The following is a 20,884-nucleotide window of genomic DNA, read 5'->3' as shown; positions in this document are numbered from 1 at the left end:
TGCCACCGATGGCCTGGCTCGTCATCGCCTACCTCGGGTCGATGGCGGTGCTGCTGCTCTCGGCGTTCTGGAGCACGAACACGTTCACGGGCGCCGTCGTGCCCGTCTACACGAGCGGCAACCTGCTCGAGGTCGTGGGGAGCGGCCTCTACTGGCAGGTGACGCTGCGCACCGTGCTCGTCGCGCTCGGGGTCACCCTGATCGACGCCGTCGTCGCCGTCCCGATGGCGCTCTTCATGGCGAAGGTCGCGCGCCCTGCGGCGCGGCTCGCCCTCGTCGTCGCGGTGACCACGCCGCTCTGGGCGAGCTACCTCGTCAAGGCGTACGCGTGGCGCGTGCTGCTGTCGCCGTCGGGACCGCTCTCGTTCGTCCTCGGCGGGGCGACGCCGGGCTACGGCATCACCGCGACGGTGCTGACGCTCGCCTACCTGTGGCTGCCCTACATGGTGATCCCGGTGTTCGCGGGCTTCGACCGGGTCTCGGACTCGCTGTTCGAGGCGAGCGCGGACCTCGGCGCCTCCGGATTCACGACCCTGCGGCGGGTGGTGCTGCCGCTCGTGTTCCCCGCGGTCGCCGCCGGGTCGATCTTCACCTTCTCGCTGTCGCTCGGCGACTACATCGCCGTCACGATCGTCGGCGGCAAGACGCAGATGCTCGGCAACATCATCTACGGCGAGCTCGTCACCGCCAACGATCAGCCGCTCGCCGCCGCGCTGTCGCTGATCCCGCTCGTCGCGATCGTGCTCTACCTCGTCGCGATGCGCCGCACCGGCGCCCTGGAGAACGTCTGATGCGCCTGTCGTCCGGCCTCCGCCGCACGCTCACGGTCTGGGCGGTGCTCACCCTCGCCGCGCTCTACGTGCCGCTCGCGCTCGTCGTGCTGAACTCGTTCAACGCGTCGCGCACCTTCGGGTTCCCGCCGAGCGGTCTCACGCTGCGCTGGTGGGCGGCCGCCGCGAGCAGCCAGGGCGCGCTCGCCGCGCTCGGCACCTCGGTGGTCGCCGGCCTCGCCGCCACGGCCATCGCGCTCGTGCTCGGCACGATGGCCGCCTTCGCCGTGCAGCGGCACCGGTTCTTCGGGCGCCGCTCGATCAGCTTCCTGCTCGTGCTGCCGATCACGCTCCCGGGCATCGTCACGGGCATCGCGCTGAACGCGACGTTCACCTCGTTCCTCGGTCCCTACGGGGTGACGCTCGGCCTCGGCACGGTCATCGTCGGGCACGCGACGTTCTGCATCGTCATCGTGTTCAACAACGTGCAGGCGCGCCTCAGGCGGATGGGCACCTCGCTCGAGGAGGCGTCGGCGGACCTCGGCGCCGGCACCTGGCAGACCTTCCGGCACGTCACATTCCCGCTGCTGCGCGGCGGTCTCGTCGCGGGTGCCCTGCTCGCCTTCGCGCTCAGCTTCGACGAGATCGTGGTGACGACGTTCACCGCGGGCCCGACGGTGCAGACCCTGCCGATCTGGATCTTCGGCAACCTGTTCCGGCCGAACCAGGCGCCCGTCGTGAACGTGGTGGCCGCGGTGCTCACCGTGGTCGCGGTGGTGCCCGTCTGGCTCGCGCAGCGCTTCGGCGGCGATGCGGCGGGCGGCCGCATCTAGGCCGGGCCCGGCGCTAGCGGGCCGCTGCGGCCCGGACGGGCGCGTCGAGCGCGAGGAGCGCCGCCCAGACGTCCGCCCGGGCGGCGAACTCGTCGAGGTCGCGGCCGAGCAGGCGCGCGCACTGCTGGATGCGCGCGCGGAGCGTGTGCCGGTGCACGCCGAGCACCGCGGCGGCCCGCTCGGCGTGGCCGTCGTGCTCGAGCCACACGCGGAGGGTCGGCACGAGCGCCGCCCCGTGCTCGTCGTCATACGCGGTGAGCGGCTCGAGCATCGCCTCCGCGACGCGCGTGACGTCCATCCGGGTCAGCAGCGCGAGCACCCCGTCGCGCGTCAGCTCGTCGAACGTGACGACCCGCGGCGCGAGGGGCCGGGTGCGCTCGAGGGCCTCCTGCGCCTGCTCGAGCCCGCGACGCAGCGCGTCGAGGGGGACCGGGGCGGAGACCCCGACGGTCACCTCGAAGGCCTCGACGAGCAGCTCCGGCAGGTCGCCTGCGGCGGGGGAGCAGGCGAGCGCGATGCCGGACGGCAACGCCGCGAAGAACAGGGAGCCCGGGCGGTCGGCGGCCCGGGCCTCGAGCAGCTCCTCGATCGCCTCGACCGCGACGCCCTCGGGCTTCAGCAGCGCGACCACCACGGGATCCGCCGGGAGCGGCGACCACACCTCCTCGGCGACCTGCCGGACGAGCTCGACCTCGCCCGCGAGCAGCGCGTGCCACAGGCCGGTCCGGAGCAGCGACCGGGCGCGGTCGAGCTCGTGGCTCGCCTCGAGCGCGAGGGCCGCCATCGCGACTACGCCGTCGAGCACCTGCTGGCCCGCGTCGTCGAGCCGCGCGGCGCCACCGACCGCGAGCACGCCCCGGAGCGTCTGCCCGGAGCCGAGCGTCTGCAGCAGCACGTGCTCGCCGCCGGTCTCGACGCTCGCGCTGCTGCGCCGGCGCCGCTTCAGCAGCAGGGCCGCCTCCTCGCGCACGACGGCGAGCACCTCCTCGCCCGGGTCCGCGGGGTGCGCCCGGTCCATGACGCCGCCGGTGCCGAGCAGCATGACCCAGCGGTCGAGCTGCCGCGACGCCTCGGCGAGCGTCGCCGCGAGCCCGTTCGGCTTCAGCGCGGCGAGCGAGATCGCCCGCTGCGCCTTCAGCGCCCAGTTGCGCCGCTCGTTGGCCTCCTCGGCCACCAGCTCGGCGGCGTGCTGCGCGATCGCGATGAACGGGATCCGATACGGCACCGCGAAGAGCGGGAGGCCGGCCGCGCAGCAGGCCGTGACGAGCGCCGGCGGCGGCCCGTCGAGCGCGAGGCCGGACCCGAAGCCGAGCGCGACGACTCCACGGTCGGCGAGCCGCCCGACGTAGGTGCGGACCGCCTCCTCGGGTCGGCCCACGAACTGGCTGCCGCCCGTGAGCAGCACGTGCCCGGGCTCGAGGAACGGAGTGGGGTCCGGCAGGTCCGAGCTGTGCACCCACACGACGGCGGCGTCGAGGGCGGAGGTCGGGAGGCGCGACTCGTCGGTCAGCAGCTCGAGGGCGAGGGCGGGGTTCGACAGGAGGTCGCGCACTGCGGTGGGCACCGCATCAGTGTGCTGTACAAAGCGGCGAAAGTACACGTCGGGATCGCCCGACGGGCCATGGGTGACGTTCAGGCGACCGGCCTACCCTGGACGGGTCTCACCGCCGAGATCCGGCGGGAGCGACGTACCGACTGCAAGGGGATGCTCGCCATGACGCTGCTCGACCAGCCCACCTCGACCGGCCGCGGCGGCCCCGAGCTGCCGCAGGAGCGCCGCCTCGTCACCGAGATCCCCGGCCCGCGCTCGCGCGAGTGGCTCACCCGCCGCGCCGCGGCCGTGTCGGCCGCGGTCGGCGAGACCGTGCCCGTCTTCGTCCAGGCTGCGGGCGGCGGCGTCGTCGTCGACGTCGACGGCAACTCGCTCATCGACCTCGGCTCCGGCATCGCGGTCGTCGGCGTCGGCAACGCGGCGCCCCGCGTGGTGGCCGCCGTGCAGGAGCAGGTCGAGCGCTTCACGCACACCTGCTTCACCGTCGCTCCGTACGACTCGTACGTCGAGGTCTGCGAGGCGCTCAACCGCCTCACCCCCGGCGACTTCGAGAAGCGCAGCGCCCTCTTCAACTCGGGCGCCGAGGCCGTCGAGAACGCGGTGAAGATCGCCCGCGCGGCCACGCACAAGCAGGCCGTCGTCGTCTTCGACCACGCCTACCACGGGCGCACGAACCTCACGATGGCGCTCACGGCGAAGAACCAGCCGTACAAGAACGGGTTCGGCCCGTTCGCGCCCGAGGTCTACCGGGTGCCGCTGTCCTACCCGTTCCGCGACGGCCTGTCGGGAGCCGAGGCGGCCGAGCGCGCCATCCACCTCATCGAGAAGCAGGTGGGCGTGCAGAACCTCGCCGCGGTGCTCATCGAGCCCATCCAGGGCGAGGGCGGCTTCGTCGTGCCCGCCGACGGCTTCCTGCCGGGCATCGCGGACTGGGCGCAGAGCAACGGCGTCGTGTTCATCGCCGACGAGGTGCAGACCGGCTTCGCGCGCACCGGCACCATGTTCGCGAGCGAGCAGTTCGGCATCGTCCCCGACCTCGTCGTCACCGCGAAGGGCATCGCCGGCGGCCTGCCGCTCTCGGCCGTCACCGGCCGCGCCGAGCTCATGGACGCCGCGCAGAAGGGCGGCCTCGGCGGCACCTACGGCGGCAACCCGCTCGCCTGCGTCGCCGCGCTCGCGGCGATCGAGACGTTCGAGCAGGACCGCCTCGCCGACCGCGCCCAGCGCCTCGGCGAGATGATCCAGCAGCGCCTCCGCGCCCTGCGGGCCGACGACCCTCGCGTCGGCGACGTGCGCGGCCGCGGCGCCATGCAGGCCATCGAGCTCGTCGTGCCCGGCACCACCGAGCCCGACGCGGCGCTCACCTCCCGCGTCGCGCAGCGGATGCACCAGCAGGGCGTCATCGTGCTCACCTGCGGCACCGACAGCAACGTGATCCGCCTGCTGCCGCCGCTCACGATCCCCGAGGAGCTGCTCGCCGAGGCCCTCGACCTGCTCGTGGAGACGGTGCGCGCCGCATGAGCACCCCGACGCTCGAGGCGCCCGCGCCGAGCGCCCTCGACGACGCCCGCGCGCAGCTCGCGACGGCGACGGAGCTGCTCGGGTACGACGAGGGCCTCCATGCGATGCTCGCGACCCCGCGACGCGAGCTCACGGTCGCCGTCCCGCTCCGCGCCGACGACGGCGAGGTGCACCTCTTCGCCGGCTACCGCGTGCAGCACAACGTCTCGCGGGGACCGGCGAAGGGCGGTCTCCGCTACAGCCCGCACGTGACGCTCGACGAGGTGCGGGCGCTCGCCATGTGGATGACGTGGAAGTGCGCCCTGCTCGACGTGCCGTACGGCGGCGCGAAGGGCGGCGTGAACATCGACCCGCGCTGCCACTCCGCCGGCGAGCTCGAGCGCGTCACGCGGCGCTACACGAGCGAGATCCTGCCGATCATCGGTCCGGAGCGCGACATCCCGGCGCCCGACGTCGGCACCGACGAGCGCACGATGGCCTGGATGATGGACACCTACTCGGTGAACTCCGGCTACACGGTGCCCGGCATCGTGACGGGCAAGCCCATCAGCCTCGGCGGCTCGCAGGGCCGCGCGAGCGCCACGTCACGCGGCGTCGTCCACATCGCCCTCGCGGCCCTCCGCTCGCGCGGCATCCGCATCGACGGCGCCACGGCGGCCGTGCAGGGCTTCGGGAAGGTCGGCCGCGACACCGCGCGCTTCCTCGCCGAGGCGGGCGTGCAGGTCGTCGGGGTCAGCGACCAGTACGGCGCCGTCACCGCGACCTCGGGCCTCGACGTCGAGGCGCTCTCGGACCACGTCGACCGCACCGGCTCCGTCGTCGGCTTCCCGGGCGCCGACGCGCTCGACCGCGACCTGCTGCTCGAGCTGCCGGTGCAGCTGCTCGTGCCCGCCGCACTCGAGGGCGTGCTGCACGAGGGGAACGCCGCCCGGGTGACCGCCCCGGTCATCGTCGAGGGCGCGAACGGCCCGACGACGGGCGCCGCCGACCGGGTCTTCGCCGAGCAGGGCCAGCTCGTCGTGCCCGACATCCTCGCGAACGCCGGCGGCGTGCTCGTGTCGTACTTCGAGTGGGTGCAGGCGAACCAGGCCTACTGGTGGGACGCGCAGGAGGTCGAGGCGAAGCTCGAGTCGCGCATGCTCGCCGCGTGGGACGCCGTCGCCGGCACCGCGCAGGCACGCGACCTCAGCCTGCGCACCGCGGCGACCGTGCTCGCGGTCGAGCGGGTCGCCGAGGCGCACCGGCTGCGGGGGCTGTACCCGTGACCCTCACCGCACCCGCCCGCACCGAGGCGGCGGACGCCGTGCTCGCCGCCGTGCCCGACGGGCTGCTGATCGGCGGCTCGTGGACCCCCGGTGGCGGCTCGGGCCGCATCGAGGTCACCGACCCGGCGACCGGCGACGTGCTCGCCGCGATCGCCGACGCGACCCCCGCCGACGCCCTCGCCGCGCTCGAGGCGGCCGACTCCGCAGCCGCGTCCTGGGCGGCGACCGCGCCGCGCGCGCGCAGCGAGATCCTCCGGCGCGCCTTCGAGCTCGTCACGGAGCACCGCGACGAGCTCGCCCTGCTCATCACGCTCGAGATGGGCAAGCCGCTCGCGGAGTCCCGCGGCGAGGTCGCCTACGGTGCCGAGTTCCTGCGCTGGTTCGCCGAGGAGGCCGTGCGCATCCGCGGCACCGCCGGATCGAACCCCGAGGGCACCGGTCAGGTGCTCGTCAGCCACGACCCGGTCGGGCCCTGCTACCTGATCACCCCGTGGAACTTCCCGCTCGCGATGGCGACGAGGAAGATCGCGCCCGCGCTCGCGGCCGGCTGCACCGTGGTGATCAAGCCGTCCGAGCTCACCCCGCTGACGACGCTCCGGTTCGCCGCGCTCCTTCAGGAGGCGGGCGTCCCCGCCGGCGTGGTGAACGTGGTGACGACGACGGACGCCGCAGGCATCACGGCGGCGCTGCTCGCGGACCCGCGCCTGAAGAAGCTGTCGTTCACGGGCTCCACCGCCGTCGGCCGGCGGCTGATCGCGCAGGCGGCGCAGCACGTGCTGCGGGTGTCGATGGAGCTCGGCGGTAACGCGCCGTTCCTCGTCCTCGACGACGCCGACCTCGATGCGGCCGTCGCCGGCGCGATGCTCGCGAAGTTCCGCAACATTGGGCAGGCCTGCACCGCCGCGAACCGGTTCCTCGTGCACGAGTCGCTCGTCGAGGGGTTCACGGGCCGGCTCACCGAGCGCATCCGGGCGCTCCGACTCGGTCCGGGCACCGAGGAGGGGGTGGGCATCGGCCCCCTCATCAACGACGCCGCGGTGACGAAGGCGCTCGCCCTCGTCGACGACGCGGTCGCGCGCGGCGCGACGCTCGTCACGGGCGGCAGGCGCGGCGAGGGCCTCTTCCTCGAGCCGACCGTGCTCACCGGCGTGCGACCGGGCAGCGCGATCCTCCGCGAGGAGATCTTCGGCCCCGTCGTCGCGATCGTGCCCGTGCACGACGAGGACGAGGCCGTGCGCCTCGCGAACGACACCGAGTACGGCCTCGTCGCCTACGCGTACACCCGCGACCTCGCCCGCGCGCACCGCCTCATCCGGCGGCTGCAGACCGGCATGGTCGGCATCAACACCGGCGTCGTCTCGAACGCCGCCGCCCCGTTCGGCGGCGTCAAGGAGTCGGGGTTCGGCCGCGAGGGCGGCGCCGAGGGCATCCTCGAGTACCTGACGACGAAGTACAGCCTCATCCCCGACAGCACCGCGCCGGCTCTGCCGGCGTCGAAGTAAGGAACACACGTGAACCGCATCGACCGCGACGTGGTCGTCGTCGGCGCCGGCGCATCCGGCCTCACGGCAGCGACCGACCTCGTCGCCGCCGGCTACTCCGTCACCGTCCTCGAGGCGCGCGAGCGCGTCGGCGGGCGCCTCAAGACCGACGACATCGACGGCGCGATCCTCGAGATCGGCGGCCAGTGGGTGTCGCCCGACCAGGACGCGCTGAAGGCCACCCTGAACGACCTCGGTCTCGAGACGTACAAGCGCTACCGCGACGGCGACAGCGTCTACATCGCGAAGGACGGCCACCTCACCCGCTTCACCGGCGAGATCTTCCCCGTGAAGCCCGAGACCGAGCGCGAGATGGTCCGCCTCATCGAGCAGCTCGACGCCCTCGTGGCCGAGGTCGACCCCGAGCAGCCGTGGGCGCATCCGCGCGCCGTCGAGCTCGACCGGGTGTCGTTCGCGCGCTGGCTCGAGGAGCAGACCGACGACCAGGAGGCGCGCGACAACATCGGCCTCTTCATCGCGGGCGCCATGCTCACGAAGCCCGCGCACGCGTTCTCGGCGCTGCAGGCGCTGCTCATGGCCGCGTCCGCGGGCAGCTTCAGCAACCTCGTCGACGCCGACTTCATCCTCGACGAGCGCGTCGTCGGCGGCCTGCAGCAGGTGCCGATCCTGCTCGCCGAGCGGCTCGGCGACGAGGTGCACCTGAACCAGCCGGTGCGCACCGTGCGCTGGGACGAGCAGGGCGTCGTCGTGATCACCGAGGACCTCGAGGTGCACGCGAAGCGCGCGATCCTCGCCGTGCCGCCGACTCTCATCACCCGCATCGGCTTCGAGCCGCCGCTGCCGCGCCGGCAGCAGCAGCTGCACCAGCACCTCTCCATGGGCTTCGTGATCAAGGTGCACGCCGTCTACGAGACGCCGTTCTGGCGCGAGGACGGCCTGTCCGGCACGGCGTTCAGCCCGTACGAGCTCGTGCACGAGGCGTACGACAACACGAACCACGGCGACACCCGCGGCACGCTCGTCGGCTTCGTCTCCGACGAGGCCGCCGACCGCGTCTTCGCCCTGTCGGCCGAGGAGCGCCGGCAGCAGATCCTCACCTCGCTGTCGCACTACTACGGCGAGCGGGCCCTGAACCCCGTCGTCTACTACGAGAGCGACTGGGGCGTCGAGGACTGGACCCGCGGCGCCTACGCCGCGAGCTTCGACCTCGGCGGCCTCGCCCGCTACGGCGCCGACCTGCGCGCGCCCGTCGGCCCGATCCGGTTCTCGAGCAGCGACCTCGCCGGCCACGGCTACCAGCACGTCGACGGGGCGATCCGTGTCGGCCACGCCACCGCTGCGGCAGTATCGAACGAGCTCGGCGGCCGTCCCGCCGGGCAGACCGTCCCCACCCTGGAGCACGCATGAGCATCTACGCCGTCGTCGACCCCGCCACCGGCGAGCAGGTCGCGGAGTACCCCGAGATCGACGCCGCCGGCCTCGAGGACGCGCTGACCCGCGTCGCCGCGGCCGCGAAGGGCTGGGGCCGCACGAGCACGCCGGCCGAGCGCGCCGACCTGCTGCGCCGCGTCGCGCAGCTGCACCGCGACCGCCAGGAGGAGCTCGCGCGCATCGCCGTGCGCGAGATGGGCAAGCCGCTGCAGCAGGCCCGCGACGAGGTCGGCTTCGCGGCCGACATCATCGACTACTACGCCGACACCGGCCCCGACCTCGTGAAGGACCAGCCGATCGAGCTGTCGTTCGGCGAGGGCGACGCGGTCATCCGCACGAGCCCCGTCGGCGCGCTGCTCGGGATCATGCCCTGGAACTTCCCCTACTACCAGGTCGCCCGGTTCGCGGCGCCGAACCTCGTGATCGGCAACACGATCCTCCTGAAGCACGCGCCGCAGTGCCCCGAGTCGGCGGCCGCGATCGAGCGGATGTTCACTGACGCGGGCTTCCCCGACGGCGCGTACGTGAACATCTACGCCACCAACGAGCAGATCGAGCAGGTCATCGGCGATCCGCGCATCCAGGGCGTCTCGCTCACCGGCTCGGAGCGGGCCGGGTCGGCCGTCGCCGCGATCGCGGGCAAGCACCTGAAGAAGGTCGTGCTCGAGCTCGGCGGCTCGGACCCGTTCCTCGTGCTCTCCACCGACGACCTCGACGCCACGGTCGAGGCGGCCGTTGCGGGGCGGCTCGACAACACCGGGCAGTCCTGCAACGCCGCGAAGCGCTTCGTCGTCGTCGACGACCTCTACGAGCCGTTCCTCGAGCGGTTCACGTCGGCCCTGCAGGCCGTGGAGCCGAGCGACCCGAGCAGCGACGAGGCCCGGATCGGACCGCTCTCCTCCGAGACCGCGGCCGAGCGCCTGCAGTCCCAGGTCGACCGGGCGGTCGAGGGCGGCGCCCGCGTGGTGCTCGGCGGGAAGCGGAACGGCACGTTCTTCCCGCCGACCGTGCTCGTCGGGGTGACGCCCGACAACGACGTCTACCGCGAGGAGTTCTTCGGGCCCGTCGCGACCGTGTACCGGGTCGCCGATGAGGACGACGCGGTGCGCGTCGCGAACGACACCCCGTTCGGCCTCGGCTCCTACGTGTTCACGACCGACCGGGAGCAGGCGGAGCGGGTGGCCGACCGGCTCGAGGCCGGCATGGTCTACGTGAACATCGTCGGCGCCGACGCCCCCGAGCTGCCCTTCGGCGGCACGAAGCGCTCGGGCTTCGGCCGCGAGCTCGGCCGGCTCGGTCTCGGCGAGTTCGCGAACCGCAAGCTCATCCGCGCGAACGCGTGGCCCACGGTCTCCGGCACCACCGGCGCCTGAGCCCTCCCGCACGAACGACGGCGCCGCTCCCCACCCGGGGGAGCGGCGCCGTCGTCTGCTCCCGACCGGTCAGAAGCCCTCGGTCAGCACCCGGTCGAGCAGGTCGACGAAGTGGTCGGCGCTCCCGAGGGTGAAGCAGAGCGGCGGCTTCACCTTGAGCACGTTCTGCCGGTCGCCGGTCGGCTGCACGATCACGCCGAGCTCGAGCATGCGGTCGCAGAGCGCCGCGGTCTCCTCGGTCGCCGGCTCGAGCGTGACGCGGTCGCGGACGAGCTCGACACCGAGGTAGAGGCCGCGGCCGTGGACCGCGCCGATCAGCGGCTGCCGCTCCGCGAGCGCCTCGAGGCGGCGGCGCAGGTGCTCGCCCACCTCGTGCGCGTTCGCCTGCAGCCCCTCGTCCTGCAGCACGGCGAGCACCTCGAGACCGATCCGGGCGCTCAGCGTGCTGCCGCCCGCCGAGGAGAAGAACGAGCCCTGCGACGCGAGCGCGTCGGCGATCTCCCGGCGGGTGATCACGGCGCCGAGGGGATGCCCGTCGCCCATCGCCTTCGCGACGGTGACGATGTCGGGCACGACGTCCTCGTGCTGCTGGTAGCCCCAGAACACGTCGCCCTGCCGCCCGTAGCCGACCTGCACCTCGTCGTCGATCCAGACGCCGCCGTGCGCGCGCACCGCCGTCGACACCGCAGCGAGGTAGCCGGGCGGGACCTCGATCGCGCCCGCGTTGCCGTTGCGCGGCTCGGCGAGGAACGCGGCGAGCGGCGTGCCCGCGGCGGCGAGCCGGTCGATCTCGGCGACGGCGTCGGCGGCGTAGGCGGCGCCCGCGTCCGGGCCGCGGTGCCGCCCGCGGTACGCGTTCAGGGCGTCGACGACGTGCACCCAACCGGGTCGGGTCTCCTCGGCGCGCGGGTTGTCGGAGAGGGCCGTCGAGACCGCGTCGGAGGCGAGCGTCCAGCCGTGGTACGACTCCTGCACGCAGAGCACGTCGTCGCGGCCGGTGAACGCCCGCGCGAGCCGCAGGGCGAGGTCGACCGCCTCGCTGCCGCTGTTCACGAGCAGCACGGTGTCGAACGAGCCGGGCAGGGTCGCGAGCAGCCGCTCGCTGAGGTCGGCGACGACGCCGTAGTGGAACCGCGAGTTCGTGTTCAGCATCCGCCACTGGTCCGCGGCCGCTGCGGCGATGCGCGGGTGCCCGTGTCCGAGCACGGTGACGTTGTTCACCATGTCGAGGTGGTGGCGGCCGTCCGTGTCGATGAGCAGCTCGCGCCAGCCGCGCTCGATGCGCGGGGGAGCGGCGTAGTAGTGCGACTGCAGCGTCGAGTACGCGGCGTCGCGGCGGGCGAGCACGCCGGCGGGCGGCTCCTCCGCCGGCGCCGGCGGCATCCCGAGCAGGGGAGCGGGATCGAGGAAGCGGACCCGCCACGCGGGGAGCTCCGCGGCCGGCACGAACCGTCGCGGCTCGGCGGGCACCGGCCCGACCGCGAGATCGAGCAGCTGCAGCCACGCCGCCCGCCGCACCGTGCCGATCGGTGCGCCGGCGGACACCGGCCCCGGCGACTCGGGACCGACGCCGTCGACGACGAGCGCGGCGTCGCGCCCGGTCAGGACGAGACCGTTCCTCGTCGGTCGCAGCTCGCCGTCGAAGGGCGCGACGAGCCCCGTCGGGGTCGCGACGCGCAGGTCGACGCCGAGCGGCGCGTTCCGTGGCGGCGCGGGGTCGAGCGCGCGGGCGCGGGTGAGGCGCGGCTGCCCGAAGCGGGTGGCGGCGATCCCGCTCGCCGCGGCCTCGCCGAGCACCCGCTCCTCGGTGCCCTCCGGGTCATGCAGCCAGTCGCCGGCCTCGAGCTGCCTGCTCGACCAGCCGAGGTCGACGACCGCGACCGCCGTGCCGACGGGCACCACGGGTCCGGCCTCCAGGGATCGAGGGGCAGCGACGTGGCGCCCGAGCGCCCGACGGATCGCTGCGGTGGCCACCGCCTCGTCGAACGCCGCGGGCACCGCGAACATGAGCCACTCGCGGTCGCGGGCGGTGTCCGCGTAGTCGTTGCCCGGGTCGATCGCGACCTGCTGCTCGCCGCTCACGACGAGCGTCGCGCCGCGGAGCACGAGCAGCGGCCAGATCGCGGCGATCTCGTCGTCGGTGAGGCGCGCGTGGGCGTCGAACGCGGCGATGAGCGGCAGCACGGCGAGCGGCCGGTCCGGGTCGTGGTGGAACACCGGGCTGCAGGCGATCGCGAGCTCGGCCACCCGCCAGCCGAGCGCGGCGTCGCCGAGGTCGATCACGCCGGTGAGGCGCGGCCGGCCGAGGGCGTCCCGCTCGCACACCGTGTTGTCGTCGGTGAGGTCGCCGTGCAGCACCTGCAGCGGCAGCCGGTCGGCGAGCGGGGCGAGCGCCGCCGCGGCCTGCGCCGTGGCGTCCTCGACGAGCCGCCGCCGGTCGTCGTCGGCGACGTGCCGGAGCAGGTCGCCGACGACGCGCTCGGCGTGCCGCAGGTCCCACTGCAGCCGTCGCTCGAAGCCGGGGTGACCGGCGTCCGCGAGCGCCGCGGAGACGCGGCCGGCGAGATCGCCGAGCGCCGCGGTGGTGGCGGTCGACCAGTGCACGACGTCGATGAGGGGCTCGCCGTCGACGAAGGTGAGCAGGCGCACGACGCAGGTCCGCCCGTCGACGTCGACCGCCGCGGTGCCGCCCGCGAGCGGCATCACCGGCTCGGGGGCGGGGATGTCGGCGGCGTGCAGGGCGCGCATCGCGACGTCCTGCGCCTCGAGCTCCCGCGCCGGGAAGGCGGGGTTGCTCACCTTGAGCAGGAAGCGGCCGCGCTCCGCCTCGATCAGGAAGTTGCGGTCCTGCTGGCTGCCGAGCTCGGAGACCCGACCGCGCACGCCGAAGAGGGACTCCGCGAGCCCCTGGGCCTGCTCCAGCGACACCGCGGGCCGCGCGAGGCCGCCGAACTCCTCCACCTGCTGCTCCTGCACGGGAGGATCCTGGCGCACCGCGCGGCCGCCGCGCCGGAGCGCGCGCGCCGGCTAGGCCGCCAACGTGGCGGCGCCGCCGGGCGAGGAGGCGCCGGGCGCGAGGTGCGCGAGGCCGGCGACCTCCCAGGCCGGCACGGCTCGGGCGGCCTCGAGCGCGTCGTGGAGCTCGGGCGACGCCTCGGTGAGCACGACCGTGCGCCAGGGCCCGGCCGCGAGGGCGCGGACGAGCGCCTGGAACCGCTCGTCGGCAGCGCCGTCGGCGCCGGGTGCCTGCGGCACGGCGACGATCGACGAGCGCCCCGAGTCGAAGCCGAACCACTGGAGGCCGCTGGAGCGGAGCACGCCGGCACCGCTCCAGCGGATGCCGGAGCGCCCGAAGTCGCGCGCGGCGCGGGAGAGCGCCGCGACGGCGTCGTCCAGGCCGACGGGCAGCTGCACGACGCACAGCGCGGGTGCGGTCCGGAGCGCCTCGTACGCGAACGCCCGCACCGGGTCGTCGCGGCCCGGCACGGGCAGCGCGCGGAACGGCGTCGTCCGCGCCGCCTCCGTGGGTCGGGGACGACGGGGGAACACGAGCGACCTCCGTACCGGCGCCGGGGCGGCACCGCCTCCTGGATACCCCCGCACGGGGCTCGACGCGGAGTGCCGCTGCGGCGAGTCCGTCAGCCGACGGCGAGCCCGAAGCGCGAGCGCGAGGCGGGGGAGGGCGCCGCGAGCAGGCGGGCGATCGCCGCGGTGCGCCGGCCGACGCCGAGGCGGAGCGCGGCCGGGAGGCCGGCGGGACCGTCGACATCGGTGCGGACGCCGTCCGGGACGCGGATCGCGGTGTGGCCGAGCCGGCGGTGGCGGATGGCCGAGCCGGCACCGAAGGCGGGCAGCAGCGGGATGCCGGGGTGGGCGGTGAGCAGCACCGTGCCGGAGCCCTCGGCGTCGGGTGCGGCCGCGAGCGCGTGCTCGCCGGCGGTCGCGAGCGCGGTGTCGAGGTCGCCGGCGGTGAGCGCCGGCAGATCGCCCACCAGCACCGCCCGGCCGCACGTCTCGCGGCACTCCTCGATCGAGGCGAGGGCCTCGGCGATGCCGCGGTTCAGTCCGGGGGCCCGCTGCACGTGCACAGTCGCGGCGAGCGGCAGCGCGAGGTCCCTGGCCAGGCGCGCGTCGTCGGTCACGACGACGAGCAGCGCGACGGAGGCGCTCGCCGCGACCGCCTCCAGGGTGTCGCGTGCGACGGCGTCCGCGAGCGCGCAGCCGTCCTCGTCCTCCCGCGGGCCACGGACCGGCACGACGACCGCCCAGTCGAGCATGCGCGCCCCCTTCCGCCGGAAACGGCGTCCGAGGGGGTTCGGAGCCGACCCCCGATCGGAGGGGGAGCCGGTCCCTCGATGTCAAGCGGTCGGGCGCGACTGCGCTGCGGCGCCCCGGGCCCAATAGATTTCCGAGGTGCGACACGTGACCATGGCGGACAAGTCGCTCCTGATCGGAGACGAGGCCGCCGACCTGCTGCTCGAGTACGCGGCGCCCGGGCTCCAGCCGGAGCGGGAGGCCTGACGGTGGGCAGCATGACCTACAACGCCGTCACGGTCGAGTTCGACGACCGGACGCTCGCGCACCTGCACATCGTGATCATGCAGCAGTTCCGGCGCCAGGAGAGCTTCGCGATGTCGTGGCTCGACTCGCTCGCCTCCGGTGACGGTCGCAGCTCGATCTGGCTGCACCCGGAGGGCGACCTCTACTTCAAGTTCGCCGGCTCGCGGCCGCCCGCGATCGATCGGGACTGGCTCGGGGTGCTCACCGAGAGCGCGCGCAGCTCGCAGGGACTCGTCGTGACGAACGAGGAGGGCCAGCTCGTCCGCGCGCTCGGCGTGCGCCGCAGCTGAGCTCCGCGACCCGGGACCGGGCCGTGAAGACCGTCGAGCCCCTCGTCCGCAACCGCGGACCGAGGGGCTCGGCGACGTCCTACCCCTAGGGCGCCAGGTCATGCTGTGGAGCACGTACTGCAGTCATTCGACACCGCGCGCCTGAGCGGCGGCCGAGTACGTAGATGCATGGGCGTTCGCTGAGGAACAGGCCGCAGCACGGGTGGCAGCGCTAGGAACGTCGGCAGGAGGTGCCCCATGAGCTCCGTGATCTGGATCGTGATCGCCGTCGTGGTGATCGTCGTGGTGGTGGCGGTCGTGCTGGTGGTCGCGCGCCGCGGCAGGGCGACGGCGAGGCTGAACGAGCACCGCGCAGAGAAGCTGCGCGAGGAGGCGCGGGAGGCCGACCTCGCCACGCGGGAGCGCGAGGCGGACGCGATCCGGGTGAAGGCCGAAGCCGACCGCAAGCAGGCCGAGGCGATGCGCGCCCAGACCGAGGCCGAGCGGCTCGCCCGCGAGAGCGGTGACCGGCGGACCGAGGCCGAACGGGCGCGCGCCGACGTCGACGGGCGGCTGCGCCGGGCCGACGAGCTCGATCCGAACGTCGACACGACGCGCGCCGACCGGACGGACGCCGGCGCGACGCGTGCCGACGCGGGGCGGGCAGACGCCGACACGCGCCGCTACGACGCCGGACCGTCTCGCACCGAGTAGCGCTCGCGGAGCGGCCACCGCGGTCCGCGCCCGGATCAGGGGTCGCCGGATGCAGGGGATCCACCGGCGTGCAGGGACGATCGCCGGGTTCCGCCCTGCACGAGGGTGGATCCCCTGCACGCGGTACCCGCGGCGCGAGCCGGGTCAGTGCCCGCCGAGGTTCGCGTCGAGGCTCGACAGGTCGGTGCTCGCCTTGGAGCCGTCGGCGGCCGTGTAGCCGGCCTTGTCGAGCGCGGACTGCAGCGACGCGAGGTAGGCGTTGCTCGTGTAGGTGGCGCCGCTCACCGCGTCGACCGCCGCGGTCTGCTTCCTCAGCACCTCCTCCTCGAGCATCGGGATCGCCGCCTGGCTGATCTCCGCCGAGCGCGGATCGCCGTCGTTGTACGCGAGCACGACCACGTCGGTGATCCTCCCGTTCGCGATCACAACCCTGACCCGGGTGTCGCCGTAGCGGTCGGTCTCGAGCGCTCCGGTGGCGGTCGCGTTCAGACCGCTGGAGCCGCTCCTCGAGGAGGACGACGACGAGGAGGACGAGGAGGACGCGCCGCTCGAGCCGGAGCTCGCGGTGCTGCTCGTCGAGGACGGCGTACCGCTCGGCGCGGTGCTCGTGCCCTCCACGCTCGAGGCCGAGAGGGGCTTCCAGAGCAGCACACCGACGGTGCCGAGGATCGTCGCGGCGAGGACGACGGGGGAGCGCTTCATGACGGATCTCCTAGAGGACGAACGACTCGAGGTGGATGCGCGCCTCGGGGACGCCCGCACGGCGGCACTCGGCGGCGACGAGCTGCGTGAACTCCTCCGGCCCGCAGAGGAACACGTCGCGCTCGTGGATGTCGGGCAGCGCCTTCCGCAGCGTGGTGGCGTTCAGGCGGACCGTCGCGCGCGGCCCGAGCACCTCCCAGAGGCGGCCGCCGCGGCGACGGACCTCGTCGGCGATCTCGTCCCGGAGCACGAGGTCCTCCCGGCTCCGGCCGCGCAGCAGCACCGCGACGTCCGCGTGCTCGTCGAGGTCCTGCAGGATGCTGCGCAGCGGCGTGACGCCGACGCCGGCGCCGATCAGCACGACCTTCGGGTTCAGCGCGGCATCGGCGGTGAAGCGGCCGTACGGGCCCTCGATGAACACCGGCGTGCCGGCACGCATCCCGGCCAGCTCGCGGCTGTGGTCGCCCAGGTCCTTCACCGTGATGCGCATCCGGTCGCCGTGCGGCACGTGCGAGAGCGAGAACGGGTGCGCCTCCCACCAGGCGCCCTTCGTGAGGAAGCGCCACTGGAAGAACTGGCCGCCGGCGACGGGCAGCCGGTCGAGCCGGCGGCCCTCGAGCACGACCGAGACGACGTCCGGGCTCTCGCGCACCACGTCGGCCACCCGGATGCGGTGCCGCAGCGACCGCACGACGGGCAGCAGGAATCGCCACCAGAGCACCGCGGCGAGCAGCGCGAGCCAGATCGTCGTCCACCAGATCGTCGCGAGCGGGTGCTCCACGAACGAGGCGCCGTCGTCGACCTGGTGCGCGAAGGCGAAGAGCAGCGCGAGGTAGGTGTAGAGGTGGATGGTCCACCACGTCTCGTACCGGAAGCGGCGACGGGCCCGCTCGTACGAGGTGACGCCCGCGAGGAACAGCAGCGCTGTCGCGACCGCGGCCCCGAGCATGCCGGGGTAGGTGAGGACCAGCAGCCACAGCTGGTGGAGCACGCCCGTGCCCTCGAGCCCGGCGTAGCCGACCGTGATGAGCACGACGTGGGCGAGGAGCAGGTAGAGGCCCCAGGGTCCGAGCCGCCGGTGCCAGCGGATCAGGCGGTCCTGGCCGATCGCCCGCTCGAGCGGGCCGATGCGCGCCGACAGCGCGACGGTGACGAGCATCGCGTAGCTCGCGAGCAGCCCGGTGACGCGGCCGACCGCGGTGAGCAGGCCGGGCAGCGTCGCGACGCTGTGCAGCGACTGCGCGGAGATGCCGAGCGCGAGCGTGATCCCGAGGCCGAGCCCCGCGAGGGCGGCGAGCACGTCCGCCACGATCGGGCGACCGCGGCGCGGAAGCCGGCGGGGCGGCAGCGGCGGCCGGGTGCGCGCCGGCGCGGTGGCGGTGGGGGCCGAAGGGGTGGTCGTCACGGCGTGCCTGTTCTCGAGGTGGACGTCCCGAGGTTGGCCGTGCTCGCTATGGCCCTCCGATGTCGTTCCTGTGCGTCGCCGAGGCGTGTCCGATCGGCGAAGGAGCGGCGGTGCGCCCGCTCACGCGGCGACCCCGACCTCGGCGTCGGCGAGGCGGCGCCGGTGCGCCTCGGCGCACTCGGCGAGCAGCGCGAGGGCCGTCTGCACGGGCGCGTGATGCGCAGTGGCGGTGCGGACGACGGCGTGGATGCGGCGCACCGGCGTCGGCCAGTGCAGCGGCACGGCCACCACCTCCGGCGGCATGTCGTGGGCGCCGAGCCGGGGGAGCACCGTGAGACCCACCCCGGCGGCGACGAACGCGATCGCGGTCGGGTAGTCCTGCGTCTCGACGGCGAACGCCGGCTCGAACCCGGCGGCGGCGCACGACTCGAGCAGGTTGCGGCGGCACCAGCCGCGGTGCACGTCGTTGTCGATCCAGCGCTCGCCGGCGAGGTCGGCGAGCCGGACCCCGGGCTCGGCGGCGAGCGGGTGGTCGCGGGGGAGCACCGCCACGTAGGGCTCCTCGACGAGCGGGACCAGGCGCGTGCCGGAAGGCGGCGCGAACGCGGGCTGCTCGACGACGAGCTGCAGGTCGGGCCGCTGCTCCTCCACGGCGAGCATCTCGGCCTGCACGAGATCGAGCCGCAGGTCGGGGTAGGTGTCGAGGAGGCGGCGCACGACGTGCGGCATCCACGCCGAGCCGACGGAGCCGAAGTAGGCGATCGAGAGGGTGCCGGAGCGCCCCTCGCGCAGGTCCTTCGCCACCGACTCGAGGTCGGCGAGGCGGCCGAGCACGCCGTCGATGCCCTCGGCGAGCGACCGGCCCGCCGGGGTGATCTCGATGCCGCGGCCGGCCCGGCTGATGAGCACGAGCCCCGTCTCCCGCTGCAGGGCCGCGACCTGCTGGCTCACCGCGGAGGGCGTGAGGGAGAGCTGTGACGCGGCGGCCTGCAGCGAGCCGGCCGCGGCGACGGCGCGGAAGATGCGGAGACGGTGCACGTCGAGCATGGCTGGATTGTAAAGCGTGGCTGAACCCAGCAACAGGAATCATCAGTAGTGCTCTCGCTTCAGTCGCGCGATGCTCGAGACGTGCCCGCCCGCCCGTCCTCGCTCCCGCTCATCGCCGCCCTCGTCACCGTGCTCCTCTGGGCGTCGGCGTTCGTGGTGATCCGCGACGTCGGGGCCGTGCTCTCGCCGGGGCCGCTCGCGCTGCTGCGGCTCGCGATCGCGGCAGTCGCGCTCACCGGCGTGCGGCTGCTGCCGCACCGCGGTCCCGTCCGGGTGCGCCCGTCGCGGCGCACCCTGCTGCTGATCGGCGCCTACGGCGTCGCCTGGTTCGGCCTGTACAACATCGGGATCAACGCCACCGAGCGCCACCTCGACGCCGGGACGACGGCGCTCATCGTGAACGTCGCGCCCGTGCTCGTCGCCGTGCTCGCCGCCCTGCTCCTCGGCGAGGGGTTCCCGCCGGCCCTCCGGATCGGGCTGCCGGTCGCCTTCGCCGGGGTCGCGGTCATCGCCGTCGCCACCTCGTCGGGCCGCTCGGACGGCATCGGCGTGCTGCTCGCGGTCGGCTGCGCCGTGTCCTACGCGGTCGGCGTGCTGCTGCAGAAGATCGTGCTCCGCACGGTCGATGCGGTCACCGCCACCTGGCTCGGCTGCGTCGTCGGCGCGATCACCTGCCTGCCCTTCGCCGGGCAGCTGGTCGGCGAGCTCGCCGTCGCGCCGCCCTCGGCCGTCGCCGAGGTCGCGTACCTCGCGCTCGGACCGACCGCGCTCGCCTTCACCACCTGGGCCTACGCGCTCGCCCGCACGAGCGCGGGCACGCTGAGCGCCTCCACCTACGTCGTGCCGGCGCTCACCGTGCTGCTCTCGGCGGTCGTGCTCGGCGAGGTGCCGCCGCCCGTCGCGCTCGCGGGCGGCGCGCTCTGCCTCGTCGGCGTCGCCGTCACGCGGGTGCCCCTACGGCGACGGCGCGAGCCACGACCCGCCGCGACCCGGAAGCCCGTTCCCGTCTCCCGCTCGGAAGGATCCCCCTCATGACGCTGCACGGCACCACCACCGGTGCCCGGCCCGACGAGGAGGCCGTGCGGCACTTCGCCGCTCGGCTGCGCTTCGAGACCGACGTCGCCGACGTGCACGCCGCGCTCGAGGCGGGCACCCCGTTCCTGCTGCTCGACAGCCGTGGCGACGACGCCTGGCGGCAGGGACGGATCCCCGGTGCCGTGCACCTGCCGACACGGCAGATCGCGAGCCGCATCGGCGAGCTGCCCCCGGACCTCGAGGTCGTGACCTACTGCTGGGGTCCCGGCTGCAACGGTGCCACGCGGGCGGCGCTCGAGCTCGCGCGGCTCGGTCGCCCCGTGCGCGAGATGCTCGGCGGCTTCGAGTACTGGGCGCGGGAGGGGTTCCCCGTCGAGACCGACGGCGGGGTGACCCGGGGGGCCGCCGATCCGCTCACCGCGCCGCGCGGCGTGCACTGCGACTGCTGACCCCGCACCGGAGACCGGGACGCGGCCCGTCCTCTACCGTCGAGGCGTGCCAGCCGAGCTCTCGCCCCAGGTCCGCGACTTCCTCCGCCTCCCGAACCCCGCCGTCATGGCGACCGTCGGCACGCACGGGCGGCCCCTCTCCGTCGCCACCTGGTACCTGCTCGAGGACGACGACCTCGTGCTGCTGAACCTCGACGGCGGCCGGATGCGCCTCCAGCACCTCCGCGACGACCCGCGCGTCGCCCTCACGGTGCTCGACGGCGACGACTGGGGCACGCACGTGAGCCTGCAGCTCGACGTGACGCGCATCGACGACGACGCGGACCTCGCCGACATCGACGCGCTCGCCACCCACTACACGGGCAGCGCCTACCCGGACCGGGAGCGGCCGCGCGTCAGCGTCCGCGCCGGGATCCGACGCGTGCACGCCTGGGGCCGCTTCGCCTGAGGCTCTGC

At 74.3% G+C, this 20,884-nt stretch carries 19 protein-coding genes; 12 read left to right on the top strand and 7 right to left on the bottom strand.

Features of this window, described 5'->3' with window-relative positions; translation table 11 throughout:
- Positions 1-8 precede the first annotated feature (8 nt).
- The gene (locus tag QDR37_RS14635; protein ID WP_279714516.1) at positions 9-791 is read left to right on the top strand and encodes an ABC transporter permease; all 783 of its coding nucleotides are present in this window, start codon (positions 9-11) and stop codon (positions 789-791) included.
- Entirely contained in the window at positions 791-1,603 is an 813-nt protein-coding gene (locus tag QDR37_RS14630; RefSeq protein ID WP_279714515.1) for an ABC transporter permease, read from the top strand. The genes QDR37_RS14635 and QDR37_RS14630 overlap by 1 nt, the downstream gene beginning before the upstream one ends.
- Before the next feature lie 13 nt (positions 1,604-1,616).
- On the opposite strand, the gene QDR37_RS14625 is transcribed toward QDR37_RS14630, so the two are convergent.
- Positions 1,617-3,167 (bottom strand): PucR family transcriptional regulator, encoded by a 1,551-nt coding sequence (locus tag QDR37_RS14625; protein WP_279714514.1) that lies wholly within the window; start codon positions 3,165-3,167, stop codon positions 1,617-1,619.
- 150 nt (positions 3,168-3,317) lie between these two features.
- On the opposite strand from QDR37_RS14625, the gene gabT reads away from it, so the two are divergent.
- The 5 genes from gabT to QDR37_RS14600 are packed head-to-tail and all read left to right on the top strand — an operon-like array spanning position 3,318 to position 10,247.
- Complete coding sequence (gabT, locus tag QDR37_RS14620; protein WP_279714513.1) at positions 3,318-4,676, top strand: 4-aminobutyrate--2-oxoglutarate transaminase; 1,359 nt, start codon at positions 3,318-3,320, stop codon at positions 4,674-4,676.
- Positions 4,673-5,941, top strand: coding sequence for a Glu/Leu/Phe/Val dehydrogenase (locus QDR37_RS14615; RefSeq protein ID WP_279714512.1), 1,269 nt, complete (start codon positions 4,673-4,675; stop codon positions 5,939-5,941). The genes gabT and QDR37_RS14615 overlap by 4 nt, the downstream gene beginning before the upstream one ends.
- Complete coding sequence (locus QDR37_RS14610) at positions 5,938-7,443, top strand: NAD-dependent succinate-semialdehyde dehydrogenase (protein ID WP_279714511.1); 1,506 nt, start codon at positions 5,938-5,940, stop codon at positions 7,441-7,443. Before QDR37_RS14615 ends, QDR37_RS14610 begins: the two co-directional genes overlap by 4 nt.
- Positions 7,444-7,452: 9 nt before the next feature.
- Positions 7,453-8,850 (top strand): NAD(P)/FAD-dependent oxidoreductase, encoded by a 1,398-nt coding sequence (locus QDR37_RS14605; RefSeq protein WP_279714510.1) that lies wholly within the window; start codon positions 7,453-7,455, stop codon positions 8,848-8,850.
- A complete protein-coding gene (locus tag QDR37_RS14600; RefSeq protein WP_279714509.1) occupies positions 8,847-10,247 on the top strand; it encodes an NAD-dependent succinate-semialdehyde dehydrogenase in 1,401 nt (466 codons plus the stop codon). Before QDR37_RS14605 ends, QDR37_RS14600 begins: the two co-directional genes overlap by 4 nt.
- A 69-nt stretch (positions 10,248-10,316) precedes the next feature.
- On the opposite strand, the gene QDR37_RS14595 is transcribed toward QDR37_RS14600, so the two are convergent.
- The 3 genes from QDR37_RS14595 to QDR37_RS14585 all read right to left on the bottom strand — a co-directional run bounded on the left by QDR37_RS14595 (position 10,317) and on the right by QDR37_RS14585 (position 14,524).
- Complete coding sequence (locus QDR37_RS14595; protein ID WP_279714508.1) at positions 10,317-13,223, bottom strand: aminotransferase; 2,907 nt, start codon at positions 13,221-13,223, stop codon at positions 10,317-10,319.
- Positions 13,224-13,274: 51 nt separating this feature from the next.
- Positions 13,275-13,796 (bottom strand): hypothetical protein, encoded by a 522-nt coding sequence (locus tag QDR37_RS14590; RefSeq protein WP_279714507.1) that lies wholly within the window; start codon positions 13,794-13,796, stop codon positions 13,275-13,277.
- Positions 13,797-13,885: 89 nt separating this feature from the next.
- Complete coding sequence (locus tag QDR37_RS14585; RefSeq protein ID WP_279714506.1) at positions 13,886-14,524, bottom strand: 2-phospho-L-lactate guanylyltransferase; 639 nt, start codon at positions 14,522-14,524, stop codon at positions 13,886-13,888.
- 255 nt (positions 14,525-14,779) lie between these two features.
- Between QDR37_RS14585 and QDR37_RS14580 the strand changes: the two genes are divergently transcribed.
- Positions 14,780-15,097, top strand: coding sequence for an ATP-dependent DNA ligase (locus QDR37_RS14580; RefSeq protein ID WP_279714505.1), 318 nt, complete (start codon positions 14,780-14,782; stop codon positions 15,095-15,097).
- Between the two features lie 237 nt (positions 15,098-15,334).
- Complete coding sequence (locus QDR37_RS14575; protein ID WP_279714504.1) at positions 15,335-15,790, top strand: hypothetical protein; 456 nt, start codon at positions 15,335-15,337, stop codon at positions 15,788-15,790.
- 144 nt (positions 15,791-15,934) lie between these two features.
- Here QDR37_RS14575 and QDR37_RS14570 read toward each other — a convergent pair whose 3' ends face one another.
- From QDR37_RS14570 to QDR37_RS14560, 3 genes are all read right to left on the bottom strand, one after another.
- Complete coding sequence (locus QDR37_RS14570; protein ID WP_279714503.1) at positions 15,935-16,492, bottom strand: FMN-binding protein; 558 nt, start codon at positions 16,490-16,492, stop codon at positions 15,935-15,937.
- 10 nt (positions 16,493-16,502) lie between these two features.
- Entirely contained in the window at positions 16,503-17,897 is a 1,395-nt protein-coding gene (locus QDR37_RS14565; RefSeq protein WP_279714502.1) for a ferredoxin reductase family protein, read from the bottom strand.
- Between the two features lie 120 nt (positions 17,898-18,017).
- Positions 18,018-18,944 (bottom strand): LysR family transcriptional regulator, encoded by a 927-nt coding sequence (locus QDR37_RS14560; protein ID WP_279714501.1) that lies wholly within the window; start codon positions 18,942-18,944, stop codon positions 18,018-18,020.
- Between the two features lie 81 nt (positions 18,945-19,025).
- Between QDR37_RS14560 and QDR37_RS14555 the strand changes: the two genes are divergently transcribed.
- Genes QDR37_RS14555 through QDR37_RS14545 form a run of 3 tightly spaced genes read left to right on the top strand, consistent with a single transcriptional unit; the run spans position 19,026 to position 20,876 of the window.
- A complete protein-coding gene (locus tag QDR37_RS14555; protein ID WP_279714500.1) occupies positions 19,026-19,979 on the top strand; it encodes a DMT family transporter in 954 nt (317 codons plus the stop codon).
- Positions 19,976-20,428, top strand: a complete 453-nt coding sequence (locus QDR37_RS14550) for a rhodanese-like domain-containing protein (RefSeq protein ID WP_279714499.1) — start codon at positions 19,976-19,978, stop codon at positions 20,426-20,428. The genes QDR37_RS14555 and QDR37_RS14550 overlap by 4 nt, the downstream gene beginning before the upstream one ends.
- Positions 20,429-20,474: 46 nt before the next feature.
- Entirely contained in the window at positions 20,475-20,876 is a 402-nt protein-coding gene (locus QDR37_RS14545) for a TIGR03618 family F420-dependent PPOX class oxidoreductase (protein WP_279714498.1), read from the top strand.
- The last annotated feature ends 8 nt before the right edge of the window (positions 20,877-20,884 follow it).

This window comes from Amnibacterium sp. CER49, from assembly GCF_029846255.1.
Lineage (GTDB): Bacteria > Actinomycetota > Actinomycetes > Actinomycetales > Microbacteriaceae > Amnibacterium.
This window is presented reverse-complemented; position numbering and strand designations above follow the sequence as displayed.